Genomic DNA, 20,276 nt, shown 5'->3' with positions numbered 1-20,276 from the left:
TCAACGTCGTAATAGAATTATATGCTAAAAAAAATATTAAGTCAACCCGATTATAAAATTAAGTTTTAATATCTTTGTCATAGTTTATCTGTTCTGTGAGGTCAAAAATATACTTATTAATTTAACTGCTTTTATATTTATGAGATTTGCATATAAATTCTAGATCCATAATCACCTGGTCGCATATCTTCCTCGGTTATTGGTACTTCTGTAAAAGTGATCTTTTTTTCTTTAGTAATACCATTATTGTATTTAATTTCCATTTTAATTTGATAATTTAAAAGTTCATCTTTAATAAATCTTGTCATATTTTTTTCATTTTTATAATATGACAATTCATCTTTTCCATATGAAAAACTAGTTACTATTTGCATTTTTGATTGATTATCAAATTGTTTATCATATGGCATCATTAATTCTTTTTTGTGGTTGATCCTAATCCAGTAAATCCAGCCATACTCTTTTATTGATTCTTGGCTAAAGTTTGTTTCTGCCATTTTTTTATCATATTCAATCGACATATCAAAAGAATTATCATTATAATATTGTTCTAAATCATCTGCAAAATTATATTTTTCCTTAAACATGTTAAGATCCTTATCTCGAAACTCGTTAAATTTTTTTAAAACAGTATTACCATTGTCTTCTTCGATTAATTTATTATAATCTCCCTGGAACTCATCAAACGACTCTAAAAGATAAAAATTCAAACTATCACCATTTACAACAGAATATGTTATCTCTTTAATATTATCACCAGTAATAACTATATCAAATGGTAAATATGATTTACCATTAAATCCACTTTCATCACTGTTTATTTTATTACTAACTCTCCACGATATTCCAAACATATCTTCAGTCATATCAATTTGTACTGGTTTTTCTATATTATAATTTTGTTCATTTGCATAAACATTGGTTATAAAATAATCTGAATCAATATTAGTTGTTTCTTTTACATTTTCATCTTTTCTTAAACTAAAAATACCAATTGTTAAACAAATCACTACCGGTACAGCCAAAAATTTATAATACCTTTTAGGATTTTTTTTGCTTTTTAAACACATATCCAATTTTTGTTCAGGAATTATAATACCATCTATAACTTTCTTTAAATCATCTTGTTTCATTTTATATCTTCCCATTCTATTTTTAATTTTTCTCGTTCTCTTTTTAATCTTTGTTTAACCGCAGCTTCTTTAATATGTAATATTTTAGCTATTTCCTTAATTTTATATCCTTGATAACAATACAGATATATAACACCCTTATATTTTGGTGCTAATTTAAATACTAGTTCTTTAAGTTGAATGTCGACATTTTCATTACAATAATATTCTTCATTAAAAGAAGTTACATTTCTTTTCCAATAACTTTTTAAATTATTCTTGCATAAATTAATACTTACTCTTAATAGCCAGCGTTTAAGATGCTCTTCATCATTAAATTTCTTTTGTTTCGATAATTTTAAAAAAGTGTTTTGAACTACATCCAAGGCATCTGCTTCATTTTTCAAGTACAAAAAAGCTGTTTTATATACCATTTCCCGATACCGATAAAAAATTGATTCAAGCGCTTCATTATCCATGAATATCCTCCCTTCACCTAATAAACAATTCAAATCCTTAAATAGTGACAAATAATAAAAAAAGACTTTCTTTACGAAAGCCTAATCATCTTTTGTTGAATCACGTTTAATAAACATGTGCTGTACTGCAATTTCTTTTGATTCAATTTCTTCATCTTGTAAAAACTTAGTTAAAAGTCTAACTGCTAATGCTCCCATATCATAAACTGGAACATTCATTGAAGATAGAGTTGGTTTACACATAATCGAATAACTAGTATTCAACATACCAACTACTTCCATTTCATCTGGAATTTTAATTCCATTTTCTTGAGCTGCATTAATTACAGCAACACCATCTTTGTCATAACCACAAAATACTAAATCATGTTTATGAGTTTTAAAATATTCGATAAAGTTTGGATATGTGTTTTCATAATGACTTGAACTTGTTAGAATCTGGTTTGTTGTAAATTCCTTGTTATGCTTTTTATATGTTTCTTTAATTCCTTCAATAATTTCATCACTTTTAATTAAATTTTGTTTTGGTAAAATATAAATAATATCATCTTTACCACGATTTAAATAGCGATCAACAATTTCCTCAGCTGCCTTTTTAACATCAATATAGATTGATCCAATATTTTCACCAGAAATCTTTTTACCAATAACTACAATTGGTAAATTGTATTTAACAATTGAATCAATAGTTTCATCAAGATTATCGTTGTTAAAAAGTATTACACCATCAACACGTGATTTTACTAATCGTTCAGTAACATCAGCAACAGTATTTTCATCACCAATATCATCTGTAGTATACATGTTAATATTGTAATCTAAATGTCTTCCGGTATCACCAATTCCACCAATCATATCTTTAACATGGGCAAACAATGATTGCGGAAAAACAATTGCAATTGTTGTTGTTTTACTCGTCGCTAAGCCTCTTGCTATATCATTTGGTTTAAAATCTAGACGTTCAATTACATCCAAGACTTTTTGCTTTGTCTTTTCTCGGACAACATTAGACCCGTTAATTACCCGAGAAACAGTCGCAAGAGAAACTCCTGCTTCTCTTGCAACATCATAAATAGTAACTTTTTTCATTAGTCTTTTAGATCTTCAATGATAACATCTAATTCATCTTCGATGTCATCAATTACACCATCAAATTCATCTACTTCGTTAAAATCCTGGTCTTGAATTTTTGTCTTGATTTCTTTTAATTTAGTAGTTACTTCATTACTTACTTTAGTAACTGATTCTTTAAAATTAGCATATTCTTCACTAGATTTAACTGAAACAGCTAATTCTTCTAATTTTGATTTTACTTCATTAATTTTTTTTCCAGCGTTTTCTTTAAACTCATCAGCATCAAATTCATCAATAGCTAATTTAATTTCATCAATTGTATTATTGATTAATTCTTGAATATCTTCTTTTGAGATATTTTGTGCTTTATCATATAAATCTTTTGATTTATCCTTAATATCTTTTCTTAATTCACTACCTTTTTTTGGAGCACATAACATTCCAATTACGGTTCCAATTCCAATTCCAGCAATTAATTTACCTAATTTCATTTTTTATTCACCTTTCTAAAACAATTTTCTAATAAATCTAATAATCATACCAAATGGGCTAAATTTTGGACGTTCAGGATCAAAGATACTTGCGATAGTTTCAACTGGTACATTCAATAAATCTAGCTTGTATGTAATATCATCCATTACTTTTTCTGCTTTATTTATCGTACTTTGCGCCATTTCAACAGTTTCACCAACTTGTTTAACTGTAGTAGCTGAACGCAATAACAAAATACCTAATGTTACTAGAGCAAATGCACCAGCCAAAATTAAGACACAATAACATATATCGATTGCAGTCATAGCATTACCTCAACTTTCTAAAAATCATTATAACATATTTCTAAATTCTTACATAGATTTTTTTGCGGCAATAACTTTTTCTTCTAGTTTATAAATATCTTTACTAGACATAAATAAGAACACAACATTATCATATTTAGCTAATTCTTTAGCTGCTTCGTCGTCTTCACCGATTACTTTAGAACGAGGTAAGTTTTTAGCAATATCGTAAATATCAATATCGATGCCTTCCTCTTTAACCGCATTTTCAGGGAATGGACAAAAATATGGATAATCCGCTAAATCCATCGCCTGAGCAAACTCAACAGCAAATCGAGCTCCTCTTGAATAACGATCTGGCTTAAACACAGCTACGATTTTTTTACCAGGATATCTAACCCGAGTAGCTTCAATTACATATTTAATTGCTGTTGGATGATGAGCATAATCATCAACATATATATTGTTACCAACTTCAGTAACTGTATACCGTCTTTTAGTACCTTCAAATGTAGCCATTTTTTCTTGCATATATTCATAGCTCATATTTTCTAAATATCCAAGAGTAATAATCGCTAATGAATTATATAACATATGCATTCCATAATATGGCAAATTAAAATGTCCAAATAATTCATTATGAATATATACATCAAATGACAATCCATCATGGTTTTCAATTACATTGACTGCTCTAACATCATTATTGTCATTTAAACCAAATCTCATAACTCTTTTTTTGAAATTGATTTTTTTGATATTTGGATCATCACCCCATACAATTACTGTATCTTTAACTTGATTAGCAAATTTTTCAAAAGATTCAATATATCTTTCTAGATTACCAAAGTAATCAACATGATCTAATTCAATATTATTGATAATTGCATATTGTGGATAATAATGTAAAAAATGATCTTGGAATTCACAAGATTCGGCAATAAAATATTTACTATCTTTAGTTGCATAACCAGTACCATCACCAATTAAAACGGTAGTTTTCGCAAAATCTTTAAATAAATGATAAGCCATACCCGTAGTAGTTGTTTTCCCATGAGTACCAGCAATACTGATAGAAATAAAGTTTTCCATGAATTTTCCTAAAAATTCAAAATAACGATAACATTTAACATTTGGATTTGCTAGTGCTGCTTTTACTTCTTCATGGTCATCACCAAAAGCATTTCCAATTATAACTGTATAGCCATCTTTAATGTTATTTGGATCAAAAGAATAAATAGGGATATTTCTCTTTCTTAATTCATCTTCAATAAAAATATATTTATCAATATCACTACCACAAACATCATTTCCTAGTTCATGAAGGATTTCGGCTAATGGCGCCATCCCTGAACCTTTTATACCTATAAAATAATACATATTGTCACCTCACCATCTCATTTTAGCACAATTTATGATAAATGTATTTAATAGTCAAGAAAAAATTATTACTTTTTAATGATAGAAAATGATTAAAAGTATTAAACTTTTAATCATTTACAACTATTAAATCCTTAGAATAACTATTTAATACTTGGCATCCATCTTTAGTAACTAAGACTAAATCTTCAACTCGAACACCAAATTTACCAGGTAAATAAACACCAGGTTCAATAGAAAAAGTCATTCCTTCTTTAACTTCTAAATCAAAATTAACTGAAACATCACCATATTCATGAACATCTCTACCAATGAAATGTCCTAAACGATGATTAAATTCTTTTCCATATCCAGCTTCACTAATAATATCACGTGCTGTTTTATCAATGTCGCAAAGTTTTACGCCAGGTTTGATCATTGCTTCAGCTGCTTCATTAGCCTTACGAACTAACTGATAAACCTTTTTAGCTTCTTCGCTAACTTCTTTGTAAAATACTGTTCTTGTCATATCTGAACAATAACCATGGTATTTACAACCCATGTCAATTATTACACTATCTCCTGGTTTTAATTGACTGTCATCATTTTCATGATGAGGATTAGCACCGTTAGCCCCAAAAGCTACAATTGGCTCAAAACTATTTCCAGAAGCGCCAAGTTCTTTATAAATATCTTCTAACTGATCAGCAATTTGTTTTTCTGATAAACCAGTACCAACTAATTTGATAATTTTGTCAACTGCTTTATCATTGATTTTACTTGCTTCAATCATTAATTCTTGTTCTTCTTTATCTTTGACCATTCGAACATAATCAACACATTTAGAACCATTGACAAATTTTGTATCTGGCATCTTTTCCATTAAACTAAGTAAAAAGTGAGCACTCCAATGTTTATCGACACCAACAGTTTTAGCTCCAGCTATTTTACTTGCGATACTAGCTGTTGGATCATCGGTATCACTATGCCATGCAATTTCAATTCCTAAATCATTTTCCACAAAGAATAGTTTATTGAAAAATAAACAATGATCACCATTAGCCCCTAGCATTAAAACATACATTCTTTCTCCAGGATTATTAACATAATTAATTAAATAATCAATTGATGATGGTTCACTAATTAATAAATAATCTAGATTATTTTCTTGCATGTTTTTTACAACTTCATTAATTCTTTGCTTATTCATCTTCAATCACCGCAATCTTTAATTCGTCTAATTGTTCTTGATCAACAACACTTGGAGCCTTAGACATTGGACAAACTGCACTAGCATTTTTAGGGAAAGCAATTACTTCACGAATATTTTCACTACCAGTTAAAATCATTGCTAAACGGTCTAATCCTAAAGCAAAACCACCATGAGGAGGTGTTCCATATTGGAAGGCTTCTACAAACCATCCGAATTGACTTTCAATTCGTTCTTGAGTAAATCCTAATGCTTTAAAAGCACGTTCTTGTAAATCTTGTTCATAAATTCTTTGAGATCCACCACCTAATTCAAAACCATTTAAAACAATGTCATAAGCATCAGCTAAACAATGAGCTGGATCATTTTCAATTTTATCAATATCTTCTTCTTTAGGTCTTGTAAATGGATGATGTACTGCATAATAACGATTAGTTTCATCATCAAATTCAAACATTGGGAAATCAACTACCCATAAATATGCAAATTCATTTGGATCATATAATTTTAATTCCTTACCTAAATGATTACGTAATGCTGCAAGAGAACTACAAACAACATCATATTTTACATCACTTACAAATAACAATAAATCATCATCATTAGCAGCCATTGCTGTTAATAAACGTTCCATTTGTTCATCGTTAAAGAATTTAGCAATAGGACCTTCCCCTTTACCATTTTTAACTTTTAACCAGGCTAATCCTTTAGCTTTATATGTTTTTACAATATCTGTTAATTTATCAATAGCTTTACGAGAAAAATTATTAGCTTGACCTTTAACATTAATACCTTTTACATAACCATTAGCTTCTAACGCTGATTTAAAGACCATAAAATCAACATCTTTAACTGTTTCATTAAGATTTACTAATTCTAAACCAAAACGAATATCAGGTTTGTCGATTCCATATTTTTCCATAGCTTCATGCCAAGTCATACGAGGTAATGGCAATGAAATTTCAATTCCTTTGACATCTTTCATTACTTGAGCAATCATTTGTTCTCCTAAAGTAATGATTTCATCAGTTGTCATAAAACTCATTTCAACATCAATTTGAGTAAATTCAGGTTGACGGTCAATACGTAAATCCTCATCTCTAAAACAACGAGCAATTTGATAATATCTTTCAAATCCAGCAACCATCAATAATTGTTTAAATAATTGTGGTGATTGTGGCAAAGCATAAAATGAACCATTATGAACCCTTGAAGGAACTAAAAAGTCTCTTGCTCCCTCTGGTGTTGAACGATTTAAATATGGTGTTTCAATATCAATAAAATCATGTTCATCTAAAAAATTACGAATACTGCGTGTAATTTTATGACGAGTAATTAATTTTTCTTGCATTACTGGTCTTCTTAAATCTAAATAACGATATTGCATTCTAGCATCGTCACTAGCATCAGTTTCATCAGTTGTATAAATTGGGGTAACTTTTGCTGTATTGATAATATCAATACTAGTTACTTCAATTTCAATATCACCTGTTGGTAAATTAGGATTCTTAGAACTTCTTTCAATTACTTTTCCAACAACGTGTAAAACATATTCATTTTTTATTTCACGAGAAATTTCTTCCATTGATTCATTTAATACAATTTGTGTAATCCCATAACGATCACGTAAATCAATAAAAACTAAAGCTCCTAAATTTCTCTTTTTAGCAACCCAGCCTTTTAATTCAACTGTTTTACCAACATCACTAATTCTTAATTCACCATTATTGTGAGTTCTATTCATGACTATGTCCCTCCATATGATCTTCAATATACGCTACAATATTTTCAATTGGTACTACATCTTGTGTTTTTGAATGAGTACATTTAATATTTACAACTTCTTGTTCAACTTCTTTATCACCAATGATCATTGCAAAATGACTATTTAAACGATCAACAGTTTTAAATTGAGCCTTCAATGAGCGATCTTGATAATCCATATCAACAGTAAATCCATTAGCTCTTAACATAGTTGTAATTTGCATTGCTAAATCTTTAGCAGCTTTACCTAATGGCATAACATAAACATCTAAACCATCTTCTTCTTGTAACTGATCATCCATAGCAATTAATAATCTTTCCATACCAAAAGCAAAACCAACACCTGGAGCTTCTGGTCCACCTAATTCTTGAACTAAACCGTTATAACGACCACCACCGCCAACAGTTGAACCAGCTCCTAAACGAGGATCATCAGAAATAACTTCAAATACTGTATGACAATAATAATCTAAACCTCTAACTAAATTAGGATCAACTACATATTCAATTTCTAATTCGTCTAATAGTTGACATACTTTTTCAAAATGAGCTTTACTATGTTCATTTAAATAATCTAATGTTTTTGGTGCTGTAGCCATCGCTGGATGATTACGATCGACTTTACAGTCGAGAATTCTAAGCGGATTAGCTTCATAACGATTTTTACAATCACTACATAATTCATCTAAATATGGCGCAAAGTGAGCTTTTAACGCTTCACGATAAGTATCACGACTTTCATTATCACCTAATGTATTAATATGTAGTTTAACACCCTTTAACCCTAAAGCTTTAACTAAAGTTACAGCCATTGTCATACATTCAACATCTAAATATGGTGATTCATAACCAATCATTTCTACCCCAAATTGATGGAATTGTCTTTGACGACCATTTTGAGGTCTTTCATAACGAAACATTGGACCAATATAATATAACTTACTAATTTTATCAGGATTAGCATACATCTTATGTTCAACATATGCTCTAGCTACTCCAGCTGTTCCTTCAGGACGTAAAGTAATAGAACGCCCTTTTTTATCAGCAAAAGTATACATTTCTTTACTAACAATATCTGTTGTATCACCTACTGAACGGCAAAATAAATCAGTATGTTCAAAGATAGGGGTTCTAACTTCTTTAACATTATAATTAGCACAAATTGTTCTAATTAGCTGTTCTAATGTTTGCCATTTATTACTTTGTTCTGGCAAAATATCTACAGTTCCACGTGGCGCTTTATAATTCATCTTTTTCCCTCCTTAATAATATAAAAACGTCCTTAAAAATAAGGACGTTAACTAACGCGGTACCACCTTAATTCGTGTTTTTTGACACGCACTCTTGTCTTAACGCAACAAACGTTTACTCCTACTGTCTTTCAAAGTAACTCCTCCCAAGTGTCCCATAATCTTCTTTTAAATACTTTCACCAGCCGTATTTTCTCTACATAAAAGAATTAATTATTTAATCTTGTTCATCGGATTAAAATGATTATATATAAAATTTTAAAAAAAAGCAACCCATATTAATTTTGAGTTACTTTTTTATTTAAAATTATCAGTAAATAAATAAAAATCTCTCATTTATCAACTAATGAATAATTCTTTTTATTTCATAGATTCCCTGGATACGATCAATATTATCAATTGCTTGTTGTAATCTTGAAGCATCCTCAACAGATATTTTCAATTTTATGATTGCTTTCATATCTACAACATCCGCATTAATTTTTAAAATATTGATTTTCATTTGTCCAAGAGCCGTTACAACATCATTTAACAAGTTAGGACGATCCAACCCAACAATTTCTAAATCAGCTTGAAATCTCATAGTAGTAATTGATGCAAAATCCCAATAAACATCAATTAACCGAGCTTGAATATCCGGCTGCTGGATATTAGGACAATCTTTTCGATGAACTTTAATTCCTTGTCCTTGAGAAACAAAGCCGATAATGTCGTCACCGGGAATTGGATTACAGCACTTAGATAATTGAATTTTAAGACCATCGATTCCTTTTACAACTACCCCAGAACTATTTCTAGCTGATTGCATCCTTTCATTAGCTTGATTATTACGTTGTAGCATTTTAGAAATACTATCAAAAAAGCCAGATTTTTTAGGAGCAACACGATCAAGAACATTCATAACCGGTAAACTTTTCTTACCAATGAAATATAAAATATCATCAAAGCTACGAGCTCCAAAAGATCCTAAAAAAGTCTTATAAGTATCACTATCCATATATTTCTTTTCATCTAAGCCACGTTTACGAATCTCATCGCGAAGAATTTTACGACCATCTTCAATAACATCTTTTTTAGTTTCGGCTTCACGTTTAGCGATAAATTGACGAATTTTATTTCGAGCACCAGCTGTTCGTACAAATTTTAACCAGTCTTCACTTGGACCTGGTGATTGTTTATTTGTTTTAATTTCTACAACATCACCAGTTTTTAATTTTGTATCAATTGGCACCATAACATTGTTTACTAAAGCGCCAACTGCTTTATGACCAACTTCAGTATGAATACGATAAGCAAAATCAATCGGTGTAGCCCCATTTGGCAATTCAACGATTTTTCCTTGTGGTGTTAATACATAAACATTTGCTTCAAAAATATCATGTTTTAATGAATCATAATATTCTTTAGCATCACCATCTTTAATATCATCACTTAAAGAAATAAATTCACGTAACCATTGCAGCTTTTCACCAATTTCCTGTTGTTCTCTTTTAGATGAATACCCACGGTTTTCTTTATAGCGCCAATGAGCAGCTATCCCAAGTTCTGCTAACTCATCCATTTCTTCAGTTCTAATTTGGATTTCAAAAGTATTACCATCTTCACCAATTACAGATGTATGCAATGATTGATACATATTAGGTTTAGGCATTGCAATATAATCTTTAAAACGACCTGGAATTGGACGATATTGATCATGAATCAACCCTAAAATACTATAACAGTCCATCTTATCTTTAGTAATTATTCTTAAAGCATATAAGTCATATAGTTCATCAAAACGTTTCTTTTTTACAAACATTTTTTTATAAATACTATAAATCGACTTAGCTCGTCCTAAGATTCGATATTGATAGTTATTTTCTTTCAGCATTTTTTCAACTGAAGCCATCATCTTAGCAACAGATTCTTTACGTTCTTCTTGTTTAGTTGCTAATAATTTAGATATTTCATTATAAGCAATCGGATCTAAATAATACAAACTTAAATCTTCTAATTCCGTTTTAATATCATTAATCCCTAAACGATGAGCAATCGGTGTATAAACCTCTAAGGTTTCTCGCGAAATCTTTTTTTGTTTTTTAGGTGGCATATACTGCAAAGTTCGCATATTATGCAACCGGTCTGCAAATTTAATTAAAATAACTCGAATATCTTTAGCCATCGCAATGTATATTTTACGATGATTTTCTGCATAGACATCAGCTTCATCTTTAAATGGCATTTTACCAATTTTAGTAACTCCCTCTACTAGACTAGTAATCTCTTCACCAAATTGATCAACCATTTCTTCATGGGAAACGCCACAATCTTCCATGACATCATGTAATAAACCAGCAGTTATTGTTGCCGGACCGGTTTGTAAAGTAGCCAAAATATAAGCAACCCAAATTAAATGATTAGTATATGGTTCCCCGCTTTTTCTTTTTTGTCCAGCATGTTTTTCCATAATATAATCATAAGCACGATTGATTAGAGCAATGCTGTCTTGATTTGTAATATATTTACCACATACTTCTAAAACATCATCAATTGTTACGGTATCGCCAGCTCCTTTAAACTCTGCCATATTTTCACCCCCCTATTATTAAAAAAGAGAGTAACTCTCTTTTTTAATACTTTAACATTGAATAAACATTATAACCTTGAAGACGTTTACGTCCTTCTAAAGCTTCTAATTCAATAAAAAATGCAATTCCAGCTACTTTTCCGCCTAATCGTTCAACTAATTTAACTGTTGCTTCAACAGTTCCTCCAGTAGCTAGTAAGTCATCAACAATAATAACATTTTGTCCAGGTAAAATACTATCAGCATGCATAAATACTTCATTAGTACCATATTCTAAATCATATTTTTCACTTATAGTTTCCCGTGGTAATTTACCTGGTTTTCTTACAGGTACAAACCCTGCATTTAACTGGTAAGCAACTGGGCATCCAAATAAAAAACCTCTTGCTTCTGGTCCAGCTACAATATCAGTTTTTACACCAAGATCATTAGCCCAAGCAACGAAACGATCAATTGCTTCTTTATAAGCATCTTTATCTTTTAATAACGGTGTAACATCTCTAAATAAAACTCCTTCTTCAGGAAAATCCTGGATATCCGCAACATATTTTGATAAATCCATCTCTATTCCTCCACAATCATATCCTATGATTAACAATTATAACATTTTTATAGTCTAATTAAAACCATTTATATCTTCGATAATTAAATTAACTGATTCGATATTATTAAAAACATTAATACTAAATTTCCCGATAACATCAATACTTTTTACATTTTTATATTTATCATATAAATCTCCGTGATTAAAAAACAATGCTTGACCTCTAGTTTTAGGTAAATCTAAATCAAATCTTATATGTTTACCATTTGAAAGAGCAGTTACTTTACTTACTGGCAAATTAGCTACAAAAAAGCTCATTTCCTCATTTCCCTTACCTAAAGGTTCTAATAGCTGTAACTGTTTTACATTATTTATTTTAATTTCATTAATCTCTACAGCAATAACATCAACAGGGGGAGTTTGATAGTTTGCAAGTAATTGATCAAGATATATATCTAAACGCTCTTTTAATTTTTCAACATTATCTATACTTACACTAAAACCACCAGCTAAAGCATGACCACCATAACTGTCTAAAACATCTTGAACTTGTTCAAAAATCTGATTCAAAGGAATTCCTTCAATTCCTCGAGCACTACCTTTATACATATTTTTATCACTATCAAAAGTCATGACAAAACTAGGTCGATTAAATTGATGCGTATACTTTCCAGCAACTAATCCTATTAAACCTTCATGTAATTCACTTTGATAACAATATAAATACTGGTCATTTGGTTTAAGTGTTGAAAGAACCTGCTTATATTGCTGATTAGTCATGTTTTGTCTTTTTGAATTAATTTCAACAGCTTTTTGACTTACAGCTTTCAAAATACCAATTGAAGCATCCTGACGAAAATATTTAACTAAATGATTAGGACTAACGATTTCACTTAACCGTCCAAAAGAATTAATTTTAGGGGCAATTGTATAACCTATTTTAGTGACATCATAACCAGAACTATTACCTAACAATAATTCTAATTGGGGATATTTATTATTTTTCATAAATAATAATGCTCGTTTTACTAAAGCTCGATTTTCATCTAATAAAGGCATCATATCTGAAATTGTTGTTATGGCTGCCAAACAAAATAAATATTGATCATGTTTGTTTAATAAAGCACTGGCTAGTTTATAAGCAACAAATCCACCGGAAATCTCTTTAAAAGGATAATCTGGTGATATTTTTGTATGAATAATTGAAAAAGCATCAGGCAATTCATCATCATAATTATGATGGTCAGTAACAATGACATCAACACCTAACTCATTAGCTCGTTCTATTGCATCATAAGCTTTAATACCATTATCTACAGTAATTATCAAACTATAATTTTTACTTGCGATCTGTTCTACCCTATTTACATTTAAACCGTACCCATCTTCTTGACGATTAGGAATATGATATCCTACTTCAATACCTAGTTGTCTAAAAGCGTCAACTAAAATAGCAGTCGCTAAAATCCCATCACAATCATAATCACCATATATACAAATTTTTTCTTGATTTTCAATTGCTTCTTGAATTCTCTCTAAAGTTATTTCAGCTTCAGAAAACAAAGAAAAATCATGATACATCAAACGATTAGATAACATTAATTCAATATCTTGTTTTGAATATTGTTTATAAGCAAATATTTTTGCAAGCAATGAATTAATCTGATATTCCTGCATATAATCTTTATAGTCCAAATCATTTATAATTCGCCAGTTCATAGAAACTCCTTTCAAATAAAAATAGTTGCAATGCAACTATTTTGAAATAAAATCCGAAAAATCATTTATACTCAAATGCGATGCTTCTTTAACTACTTGTAAACTTAAATAGTCAAAAAGCTCAGAAAAGTTTAAGTTCATAATATCATCAACAATCTCGCACATTGGAATTGAATCACGTTGTTTCCATTTGCATTCAAATAAATAATCTTTTATTTGTTGTTCAGTAATATTATGAATATCATGTTGTCTAAAATCACGGGCTTTTAATTTAATTAAAAAATTTAGGTCTCTTTTATTAAATTTAAAATCATTACCAGTTTTCACTATTAGCCCTCCGTTTCAAAAGTCACTTACATATTATATGACAAATTTCATCAGAAAGGAAGTGCTTTATGAAAAGAAAACTAATAAATTCTTTCATCATTCTTTCCGCAAGTTCTGCGATCACTAAACTATTTAGTATCCTTAATCGGATGATTTTAGCACGACAATTATCACAAGAAGCAATGGCTTTATATTTTCTAGTTATGCCTACTGTTTCTTTATGCATAACTTTAGGACAGCTAGGCATTCCTTCTGCTGTTTTTCGTCTTATTGCCAATCCTAAATACAATAATAAAAAAATAATCATTTCAGCAATAACTATTAGTCTATTTGCGGGTATCATAGTAATTAGTGCCCTGTTATTTTCTAGTCAATTTATAAGTCATAATTTATTAAAAAATGATGATGCTTTTTATCCACTACTATCACTAATTTTATTTATCCCACTAGTTGGAATAAGTGGGATTATTAAAAATTATTTTCTCGCTAAACAAAATGTATTTTTAGTTGCTAAAGCGGGTTTTATCGAAGAAGCAGCACGTTTAAGTTTTAGTTATATCATGATCAAATCATTTTCATATTTAGCTAACAATTATTTAGTAACTTTTGCAATGCTTGCTATGTCTGTTGGCGAACTGGCTTCTATTATCTATTTACTTACAAGATTAAACAAAAAACATTTAGTTATTTTAAACAAACAAGAATTAGCAGCTAATTTACAAATTAAGGATATGCTTAATATTGCGATGCCTTTAACCGGCTCTAGACTTTATCAATGTTTAATCAGTTTTTTAGAACCAATTGTCTTAGTTTATGTTTTAAGTAAAATCGGTTTAGATAAAACCACAATTCATAATCAATATGCCATAATTAGTGGTTATGTTATTTCCTTACTTGTAACACCAACATTTTTTAACGGGGTGATTTATCGTTTAATTTTACCTATTATTACTAATGATGTTGCCTATCATCAAATCAAAGCAGCTCGCTATCACCTTTTAGTTGCCTTAATAGGAAGTGTCATGATCAGTATTCCATTTACCTTGATTTTTTATTTTTTTCCGAAAAATTGTTTACAACTTCTATACAATACCACAAGTGGTGCCAATTATCTTAAATATATGGCAATTCCATTTACGATCTACTATTTAGGTACACCACTAAGTGCTCTTTTACAGGCTCTAAATAAAAATAAAGCAATGTTTATTATCAGTATTATTCAATCCACCTTACAAATAATATTAATATTTATTCTTAGTCCGTATTTAAAAGCATTTAGTATTGCCATTAGTACTTTAATAGGGATTATTTTTTCAACAATTGCTTCAATGATCATTTGTTACAAATATCTGTTTATTGAAAACAAATAAAAAAAGTCCAATCATTTTGGACTTATTTATTTTGACTATGTAACCATTTAGAAAAAAGAGCTAATCCAGCTTCAATATCTTCGCTTTTATTAGCAAAGCCAAAACGAAGATGATATTCATTACCAAAGCAGGCTCCAGGAACAAAAAATACTCCAGTATCTTTTTGTAACTTTTCACATAACTCTCTTGATGGTATTGGTAAATGATACTTTAAAAAAGCTATCGTTCCTACAGTTGGTACAACACAATCTACCAATGGTTCTTTTTCTAACCAGTCAATTAAGATTTTTCGATTTTTTTCAATAATGTTACGACTTCTTTTTAATATTGTATTATAGTTTTCTAGAACAATTGATCCTAAATAATCTGATAAATAACCAGTTGAAATGATATGATAATCACGGCGATCATTAATTAATTTAATGATTTCATGATTAGCCTTGATCCACCCTAATCTAAGTCCTGCAAATGAAGTGATTTTCGATAATGAAGATGTAGAAATTCCTAAATCATAAAGATCACTAATAGAAACTTCATCATCCTTTAATCCTTGATAAACTTCATCACAGAAAATATAAATATTTTTTTCTTTAGCAATTTCTATTAATTGCATCAAAAATTCTTTAGTATATTTAGTACTAGTAGGATTATTAGGATTGACTAAACAAATCATTTTTGTCTGCTCATTAATTGCCTCTTTAAATTCATCGATATCAGGAATCCAATTATTTTCTTCTTTTAATTCAATCAATGAAGTTGCTACTTGCAATGATTTAGGAAATGAGTAGAACTGCTGATAAGTAGGAGTAACTGTTATAATATGATCACCTGGATTTAATAAACTAATTAATACTAACTCGTTTGCATTTATACACCCTTGCGTGATTGTTATATTATCAATATCTCCTGTTTTATACAATTTACAAATCTGACTTCTTAATCTTTCACTACCAACAATTGGACCATAATCCAGTTTTGTTGTTAAAATATCATTAAGAATTTTATCACGATTACCACTTAATTCTAATAAATCATTTATGCTCATTGAAGCAACACAAGTTTCCGCTAAATTATAGCGATAATCAACTTCATGTTCTGTCATCCATAATTCAACATCAAATAAATCAATTTTCATTAGTGCATCACCTTGCTTAAAAAGTCAATAGCCCGTTTAGATTTTGGGTTAGTAAAGAACTCTTCAGCAGGTGCCTCTTCAATAATCCGACCTTCTTCTAAGAAAATTACACGATCTCCAACATTTCTAGCAAAACCCATTTCATGAGTAACGACTACCATCGTCATTCCTTCTTTAGCTAGTTCTTGCATTACTTCAAGAACTTCAATAACCATTTCTGGATCTAGGGCACTAGTTGGTTCATCAAAAAGCATAACTTCAGGATTCATACATAGAGAACGAGCAATCGCTACCCTTTGTTTTTGTCCCCCTGAAAGCTTATTTGGATATTCATTTTGTTTATCTAATAATCCAACGCGGTCTAAATATTTTTGAGCAACAGCAATTGCTTCATCTTCACTGCGATTTAAAACTTTAATCTGTGCTAAAGTTAAATTTTCTAAAACCGTCTTGTGTGGGAATAAATTAAAATGCTGGAAAACAAATCCCATTTTCTTCAATAGTTGACTATAATTTTCACTATCTTCATTAAATTCCTGACCATCAATAAATATCTTTCCTTCTTCAGGCTTTTCTAAACCAATGATACATCTTAAAACAGTACTTTTACCAGATCCTGAAGGTCCAATAAGTGAAACAATTTCACCTTTTTTTATTTCTAATGAAACATCATTAACAGCAACTAAATCATTAAATTTTTTAGTTATATGTTCTACCTTAATCACTTACAGCTAACTTCCTTTCTACATATCTTCCGACATATGAAATACTAATGGTCATAATTAAATATAATACAGCCGCCATACAATATGGAGACATTACATCAAAATATTGAGTTCCAATTACTTGAGCTGATCTTAATAATTCAACAGCACCAATACAACTAATTAATGATGAGTCTTTTATTAAAGTTATGAATTCACTAATCATTGGTGGAACAATTCTTTTAAAGGCTTGTGGCAAGATAACTAACTGCATTGTTTGACGATGTGTTAATCCTAATGTTTTACAAGCTTCCCATTGCCCTTTATCAACACCATTAATTCCACTTCTAATTAATTCAGTTGAATAAGCACCGCTATTAATACTCATAGCAATTACCCCAATTACATAGGTATTAATTCTTAAAACACCACCAGTAATTGCTGTATAGATTGATGGAACAACTGAAAACAGTAATAATATTTGTAATAACATCGGTGTACCACGAATAATTTCTACATAAACATTTCCAATAATTCTAAAAATACGATATTTAGAACGTTTAGCCGTAGCACCCAAAATCCCGAATATTAAACCGATAAAAAGAGAGAGAGCCGCAATAATTAGCGACACCACAGCTCCTTTTACTAAGTATAAAATATTTTCAGGGGTAAAAATTTCATTAAATGCAACAAACATCAATAATTACCTCTTTACTAATCTTCTAATTTTAATAAACCATATTCATCACATAATTGAGTATATTCATCAGATGCTAAGAATTTTTCAATACATTTATTAATTTTTTCAATTAATTCAGTATTTCCTTCTTTAGCAATAACATAGTTTTCTTCATCCATTAATGATTCATCAAGATAAACGAATTGACCATTATTTACATAGTTTTTAGCTACTGCTAAGTCAACGATTACTGCATCATATTGATGAGATGATAAACCTGTAAACATATCTTGAACATCAGTCATACTTACAACTTCAGCCCCTTCAACTTCATTAGCAGCATCTTCTCCAGTAGATCCTGTTTGAGCAGCAATTCTTTTACCATTTAAATCACTAACTTCTTTAATATCAGTATCACTTGGCATAACAGCTACTTGAGCAGTAGCAGTATATGGATCAGACCATTCAACACGACGACTTTCATCATAAGTAAAACCAGAAATACCTAAATCAATTTGATCTCCTTGAAGTTGAGTAATAATGTTATCAAAATCCATTTGTTTGAATTCTAAATTGTATGTTACACCTTCATCTTCAGTCAAATATTGTTCAAATAATTTTACCATTTCAGCATCGAAACCAACAATATTATTATTAGTATCTAATGATTCATATGGTGGATAATCTGGTGAAACACCAATTGTTAATGTAACAGAGTCATCAGAGCTGTTATTAGAACTTTCATTATCTGAATTTCCTCCACAGCCAACCATTGTAAATACTAAAGCACCAATTAATAAACCTTTGAATAATTTTTTCATTTTCCTTCTCCTCTCTTGATAAAATAAAAAGTCTCTTAGCAACATGCTAAGAGACGAATAATTCCGCGGTACCACTCTTATTGATATAATAATATATCCACTCTTGTCTTTAAAGCAGACTTACTGACTACCCTACTATTAGTTCAAATAGTCCCCTCAAAAGTGCGGTTCATTCAATCTATTTACTAACCTTCCACCATCGTTAGCTCGCTATCAAACTCAATTAAATTACTCTCTTTTTCATCAGGTTTAACACTTAAACATTATAAAAATATTTTTTTAGATGTCAATAGTTTTTACTATTTATGATTAAGAAAATTATCTTTAATCGCCGTAATTTGATCACTAAACATCCTTAATGGCTCATTATAAGTCTCTAATTCTTCAATTACTTCATCAAGCATTTCATTAGTTTGTTGAATCTTTTTTACGTTATTATGATACAATTTTGTATTCTGACGTTTCCTTTCTTCACTTTTCAATAAGAAATAACATCCTAAAATCAATAACACAAAAATTGCTACAATCATTATTAACCATTTTAAAAATTCCATACTATCACCTATTTATAGTATACCACATTTAATCAATCCAGCCAAAATATTTACAGGCAAATTCAATACCATCTTCTTTATTTGATTTAGTAACAAAGGTAGCTGCCTTTTTTACTTCATCGATAGCATTACCCATGGCAATTGAACAAGGAGCTTGTTTCATCATAGAAATATCATTAATCCCATCGCCAAAAACAACAATATCTTGTGGATTTCCTTTTAATATATCAACCATTTTTAAAATACCTTGATATTTTTCAATCGGCTCAACTATCAGTTGATCGCCATGATAACGCATATAGCCTAATTTATGAATTGATTTTAATAAAGATTCTTGTTTAGGTGTTGCCATGATAAAAATTTTAAAAATTTGATCAACTTGATGAAAATCCAATGTTTCATCGATTATTAAATCACCTGGTAAATGATACCCATTTATCCAGTCATTACAGCTATATAATTGAGGATTATCACCTAAAGAAACAGCAAATGGAAAATGATTTTCTAAACATTCATCGATTATCTCTAAACAAATTTCACGGTTTAATGGCTCAATTCCCAATAATTTACCATTAATTACTAACCCATTGCCACCATCACAAACTAAATTATCAATCTTAGAAGTTTTACTAAATTCCATTGCCATCCAATGAGCTCGACCGGTTGCAATAGCGACAAAATGACCATTAGCTCTTAATTTATCTAATGTTTTGAAAGTTGATGGTAAAACAATTCCACCAGGATTATCATTCGTTAATGTTCCATCAATATCAAAAAAGAAAAATTTTTTCATAAACTCACCACCTTATAAAGTTATTATAATGTATTAA

20 protein-coding genes and 3 other annotated features (1 of these 23 cut by a window edge) are annotated in these 20,276 nt (G+C 29.8%); of the genes, 1 reads left to right on the top strand and 19 read right to left on the bottom strand.

Translation table 11 applies throughout. The features are described 5' to 3' along the window. Positions 1–13 (bottom strand) — a binding site (T-box leader); it reaches 183 nt to the left of the window's first position. A gap of 124 nt (positions 14–137) precedes the next feature. The 13 genes from B5E92_RS00360 to B5E92_RS00300 form a co-directional block, all read right to left on the bottom strand. Next, complete coding sequence (locus tag B5E92_RS00360) at positions 138–1,133, bottom strand: hypothetical protein (protein ID WP_087298426.1); 996 nt, start codon at positions 1,131–1,133, stop codon at positions 138–140. Continuing rightward, positions 1,130–1,591: an RNA polymerase sigma factor gene (locus tag B5E92_RS00355; RefSeq protein ID WP_087298425.1), complete on the bottom strand. Its 462-nt coding sequence runs from the start codon at positions 1,589–1,591 to the stop codon at positions 1,130–1,132. The genes B5E92_RS00360 and B5E92_RS00355 overlap by 4 nt, the downstream gene beginning before the upstream one ends. 81 nt (positions 1,592–1,672) lie before the next feature. Next, positions 1,673–2,680, bottom strand: coding sequence for a LacI family DNA-binding transcriptional regulator (locus B5E92_RS00350; RefSeq protein WP_087298424.1), 1,008 nt, complete (start codon positions 2,678–2,680; stop codon positions 1,673–1,675). Continuing rightward, the gene (locus tag B5E92_RS00345; RefSeq protein WP_087298423.1) at positions 2,680–3,156 is read right to left on the bottom strand and encodes a YtxH domain-containing protein; all 477 of its coding nucleotides are present in this window, start codon (positions 3,154–3,156) and stop codon (positions 2,680–2,682) included. The genes B5E92_RS00350 and B5E92_RS00345 overlap by 1 nt, the downstream gene beginning before the upstream one ends. A gap of 15 nt (positions 3,157–3,171) precedes the next feature. Further along, positions 3,172–3,462: a DUF948 domain-containing protein gene (locus B5E92_RS00340; RefSeq protein ID WP_087298422.1), complete on the bottom strand. Its 291-nt coding sequence runs from the start codon at positions 3,460–3,462 to the stop codon at positions 3,172–3,174. A 48-nt stretch (positions 3,463–3,510) separates the two neighbouring features. Beyond that, positions 3,511–4,821, bottom strand: a complete 1,311-nt coding sequence (gene murC, locus B5E92_RS00335; protein WP_087298421.1) for a UDP-N-acetylmuramate--L-alanine ligase — start codon at positions 4,819–4,821, stop codon at positions 3,511–3,513. Positions 4,822–4,930: 109 nt separating this feature from the next. Then, positions 4,931–6,010 (bottom strand): Xaa-Pro peptidase family protein, encoded by a 1,080-nt coding sequence (locus tag B5E92_RS00330; RefSeq protein WP_087298420.1) that lies wholly within the window; start codon positions 6,008–6,010, stop codon positions 4,931–4,933. Further along, positions 6,003–7,754, bottom strand: a complete 1,752-nt coding sequence (aspS, locus tag B5E92_RS00325) for an aspartate--tRNA ligase (RefSeq protein ID WP_087298419.1) — start codon at positions 7,752–7,754, stop codon at positions 6,003–6,005. Before aspS ends, B5E92_RS00330 begins: the two co-directional genes overlap by 8 nt. Then, positions 7,747–9,024, bottom strand: coding sequence for a histidine--tRNA ligase (gene hisS, locus B5E92_RS00320; RefSeq protein WP_087298418.1), 1,278 nt, complete (start codon positions 9,022–9,024; stop codon positions 7,747–7,749). Before hisS ends, aspS begins: the two co-directional genes overlap by 8 nt. A gap of 37 nt (positions 9,025–9,061) precedes the next feature. Continuing rightward, positions 9,062–9,264 (bottom strand) — a binding site (T-box leader). Between the two features lie 103 nt (positions 9,265–9,367). Next, positions 9,368–11,593, bottom strand: coding sequence for a bifunctional (p)ppGpp synthetase/guanosine-3',5'-bis(diphosphate) 3'-pyrophosphohydrolase (locus B5E92_RS00315; protein ID WP_087298417.1), 2,226 nt, complete (start codon positions 11,591–11,593; stop codon positions 9,368–9,370). A gap of 43 nt (positions 11,594–11,636) precedes the next feature. Beyond that, on the bottom strand, positions 11,637–12,155 hold the full coding sequence (locus B5E92_RS00310; protein WP_087298416.1) for an adenine phosphoribosyltransferase: 519 nt from the start codon (positions 12,153–12,155) through the stop codon (positions 11,637–11,639). A 54-nt stretch (positions 12,156–12,209) separates the two neighbouring features. After that, complete coding sequence (gene recJ / locus B5E92_RS00305; RefSeq protein WP_087298415.1) at positions 12,210–13,856, bottom strand: single-stranded-DNA-specific exonuclease RecJ; 1,647 nt, start codon at positions 13,854–13,856, stop codon at positions 12,210–12,212. 36 nt (positions 13,857–13,892) lie between these two features. Next, positions 13,893–14,183 carry a post-transcriptional regulator gene (locus tag B5E92_RS00300; protein WP_087298414.1) on the bottom strand — a complete coding sequence of 97 codons (291 nt, stop codon included), beginning with the start codon at positions 14,181–14,183 and terminating at the stop codon, positions 13,893–13,895. 68 nt (positions 14,184–14,251) lie between these two features. Here B5E92_RS00300 and B5E92_RS00295 point away from each other — a divergent pair, with 68 nt between their 5' ends. Beyond that, positions 14,252–15,553, top strand: coding sequence for an oligosaccharide flippase family protein (locus B5E92_RS00295; protein WP_087298413.1), 1,302 nt, complete (start codon positions 14,252–14,254; stop codon positions 15,551–15,553). Positions 15,554–15,575: 22 nt separating this feature from the next. Here the strand turns inward: B5E92_RS00295 and B5E92_RS00290 are convergent, their stop codons facing one another. The 6 genes from B5E92_RS00290 to B5E92_RS00265 form a co-directional block, all read right to left on the bottom strand. Continuing rightward, complete coding sequence (locus tag B5E92_RS00290) at positions 15,576–16,688, bottom strand: aminotransferase class I/II-fold pyridoxal phosphate-dependent enzyme (protein ID WP_087298412.1); 1,113 nt, start codon at positions 16,686–16,688, stop codon at positions 15,576–15,578. Further along, a complete protein-coding gene (locus tag B5E92_RS00285) occupies positions 16,688–17,413 on the bottom strand; it encodes an amino acid ABC transporter ATP-binding protein (RefSeq protein WP_087298411.1) in 726 nt (241 codons plus the stop codon). The genes B5E92_RS00290 and B5E92_RS00285 overlap by 1 nt, the downstream gene beginning before the upstream one ends. Further along, positions 17,406–18,089, bottom strand: a complete 684-nt coding sequence (locus B5E92_RS00280) for an amino acid ABC transporter permease (protein ID WP_087298410.1) — start codon at positions 18,087–18,089, stop codon at positions 17,406–17,408. Before B5E92_RS00280 ends, B5E92_RS00285 begins: the two co-directional genes overlap by 8 nt. A 17-nt stretch (positions 18,090–18,106) precedes the next feature. After that, positions 18,107–18,892, bottom strand: coding sequence for a transporter substrate-binding domain-containing protein (locus B5E92_RS00275; RefSeq protein WP_239404199.1), 786 nt, complete (start codon positions 18,890–18,892; stop codon positions 18,107–18,109). A gap of 46 nt (positions 18,893–18,938) precedes the next feature. Beyond that, positions 18,939–19,145, bottom strand: a binding site (T-box leader). 46 nt (positions 19,146–19,191) lie between these two features. Next, positions 19,192–19,446 carry a hypothetical protein gene (locus B5E92_RS00270; RefSeq protein WP_087298409.1) on the bottom strand — a complete coding sequence of 85 codons (255 nt, stop codon included), beginning with the start codon at positions 19,444–19,446 and terminating at the stop codon, positions 19,192–19,194. Between the two features lie 28 nt (positions 19,447–19,474). Beyond that, complete coding sequence (locus tag B5E92_RS00265) at positions 19,475–20,239, bottom strand: HAD hydrolase family protein (RefSeq protein WP_087298408.1); 765 nt, start codon at positions 20,237–20,239, stop codon at positions 19,475–19,477. Between the last annotated feature and the right edge of the window lie 37 nt (positions 20,240–20,276).

This window comes from Erysipelatoclostridium sp. An15 (genome assembly GCF_002160675.1).
In the GTDB taxonomy this organism is placed as follows: Bacteria; Bacillota_I; Bacilli_A; order Erysipelotrichales; family Coprobacillaceae; genus Thomasclavelia; species Thomasclavelia merdavium.
This window is presented reverse-complemented; position numbering and strand designations above follow the sequence as displayed.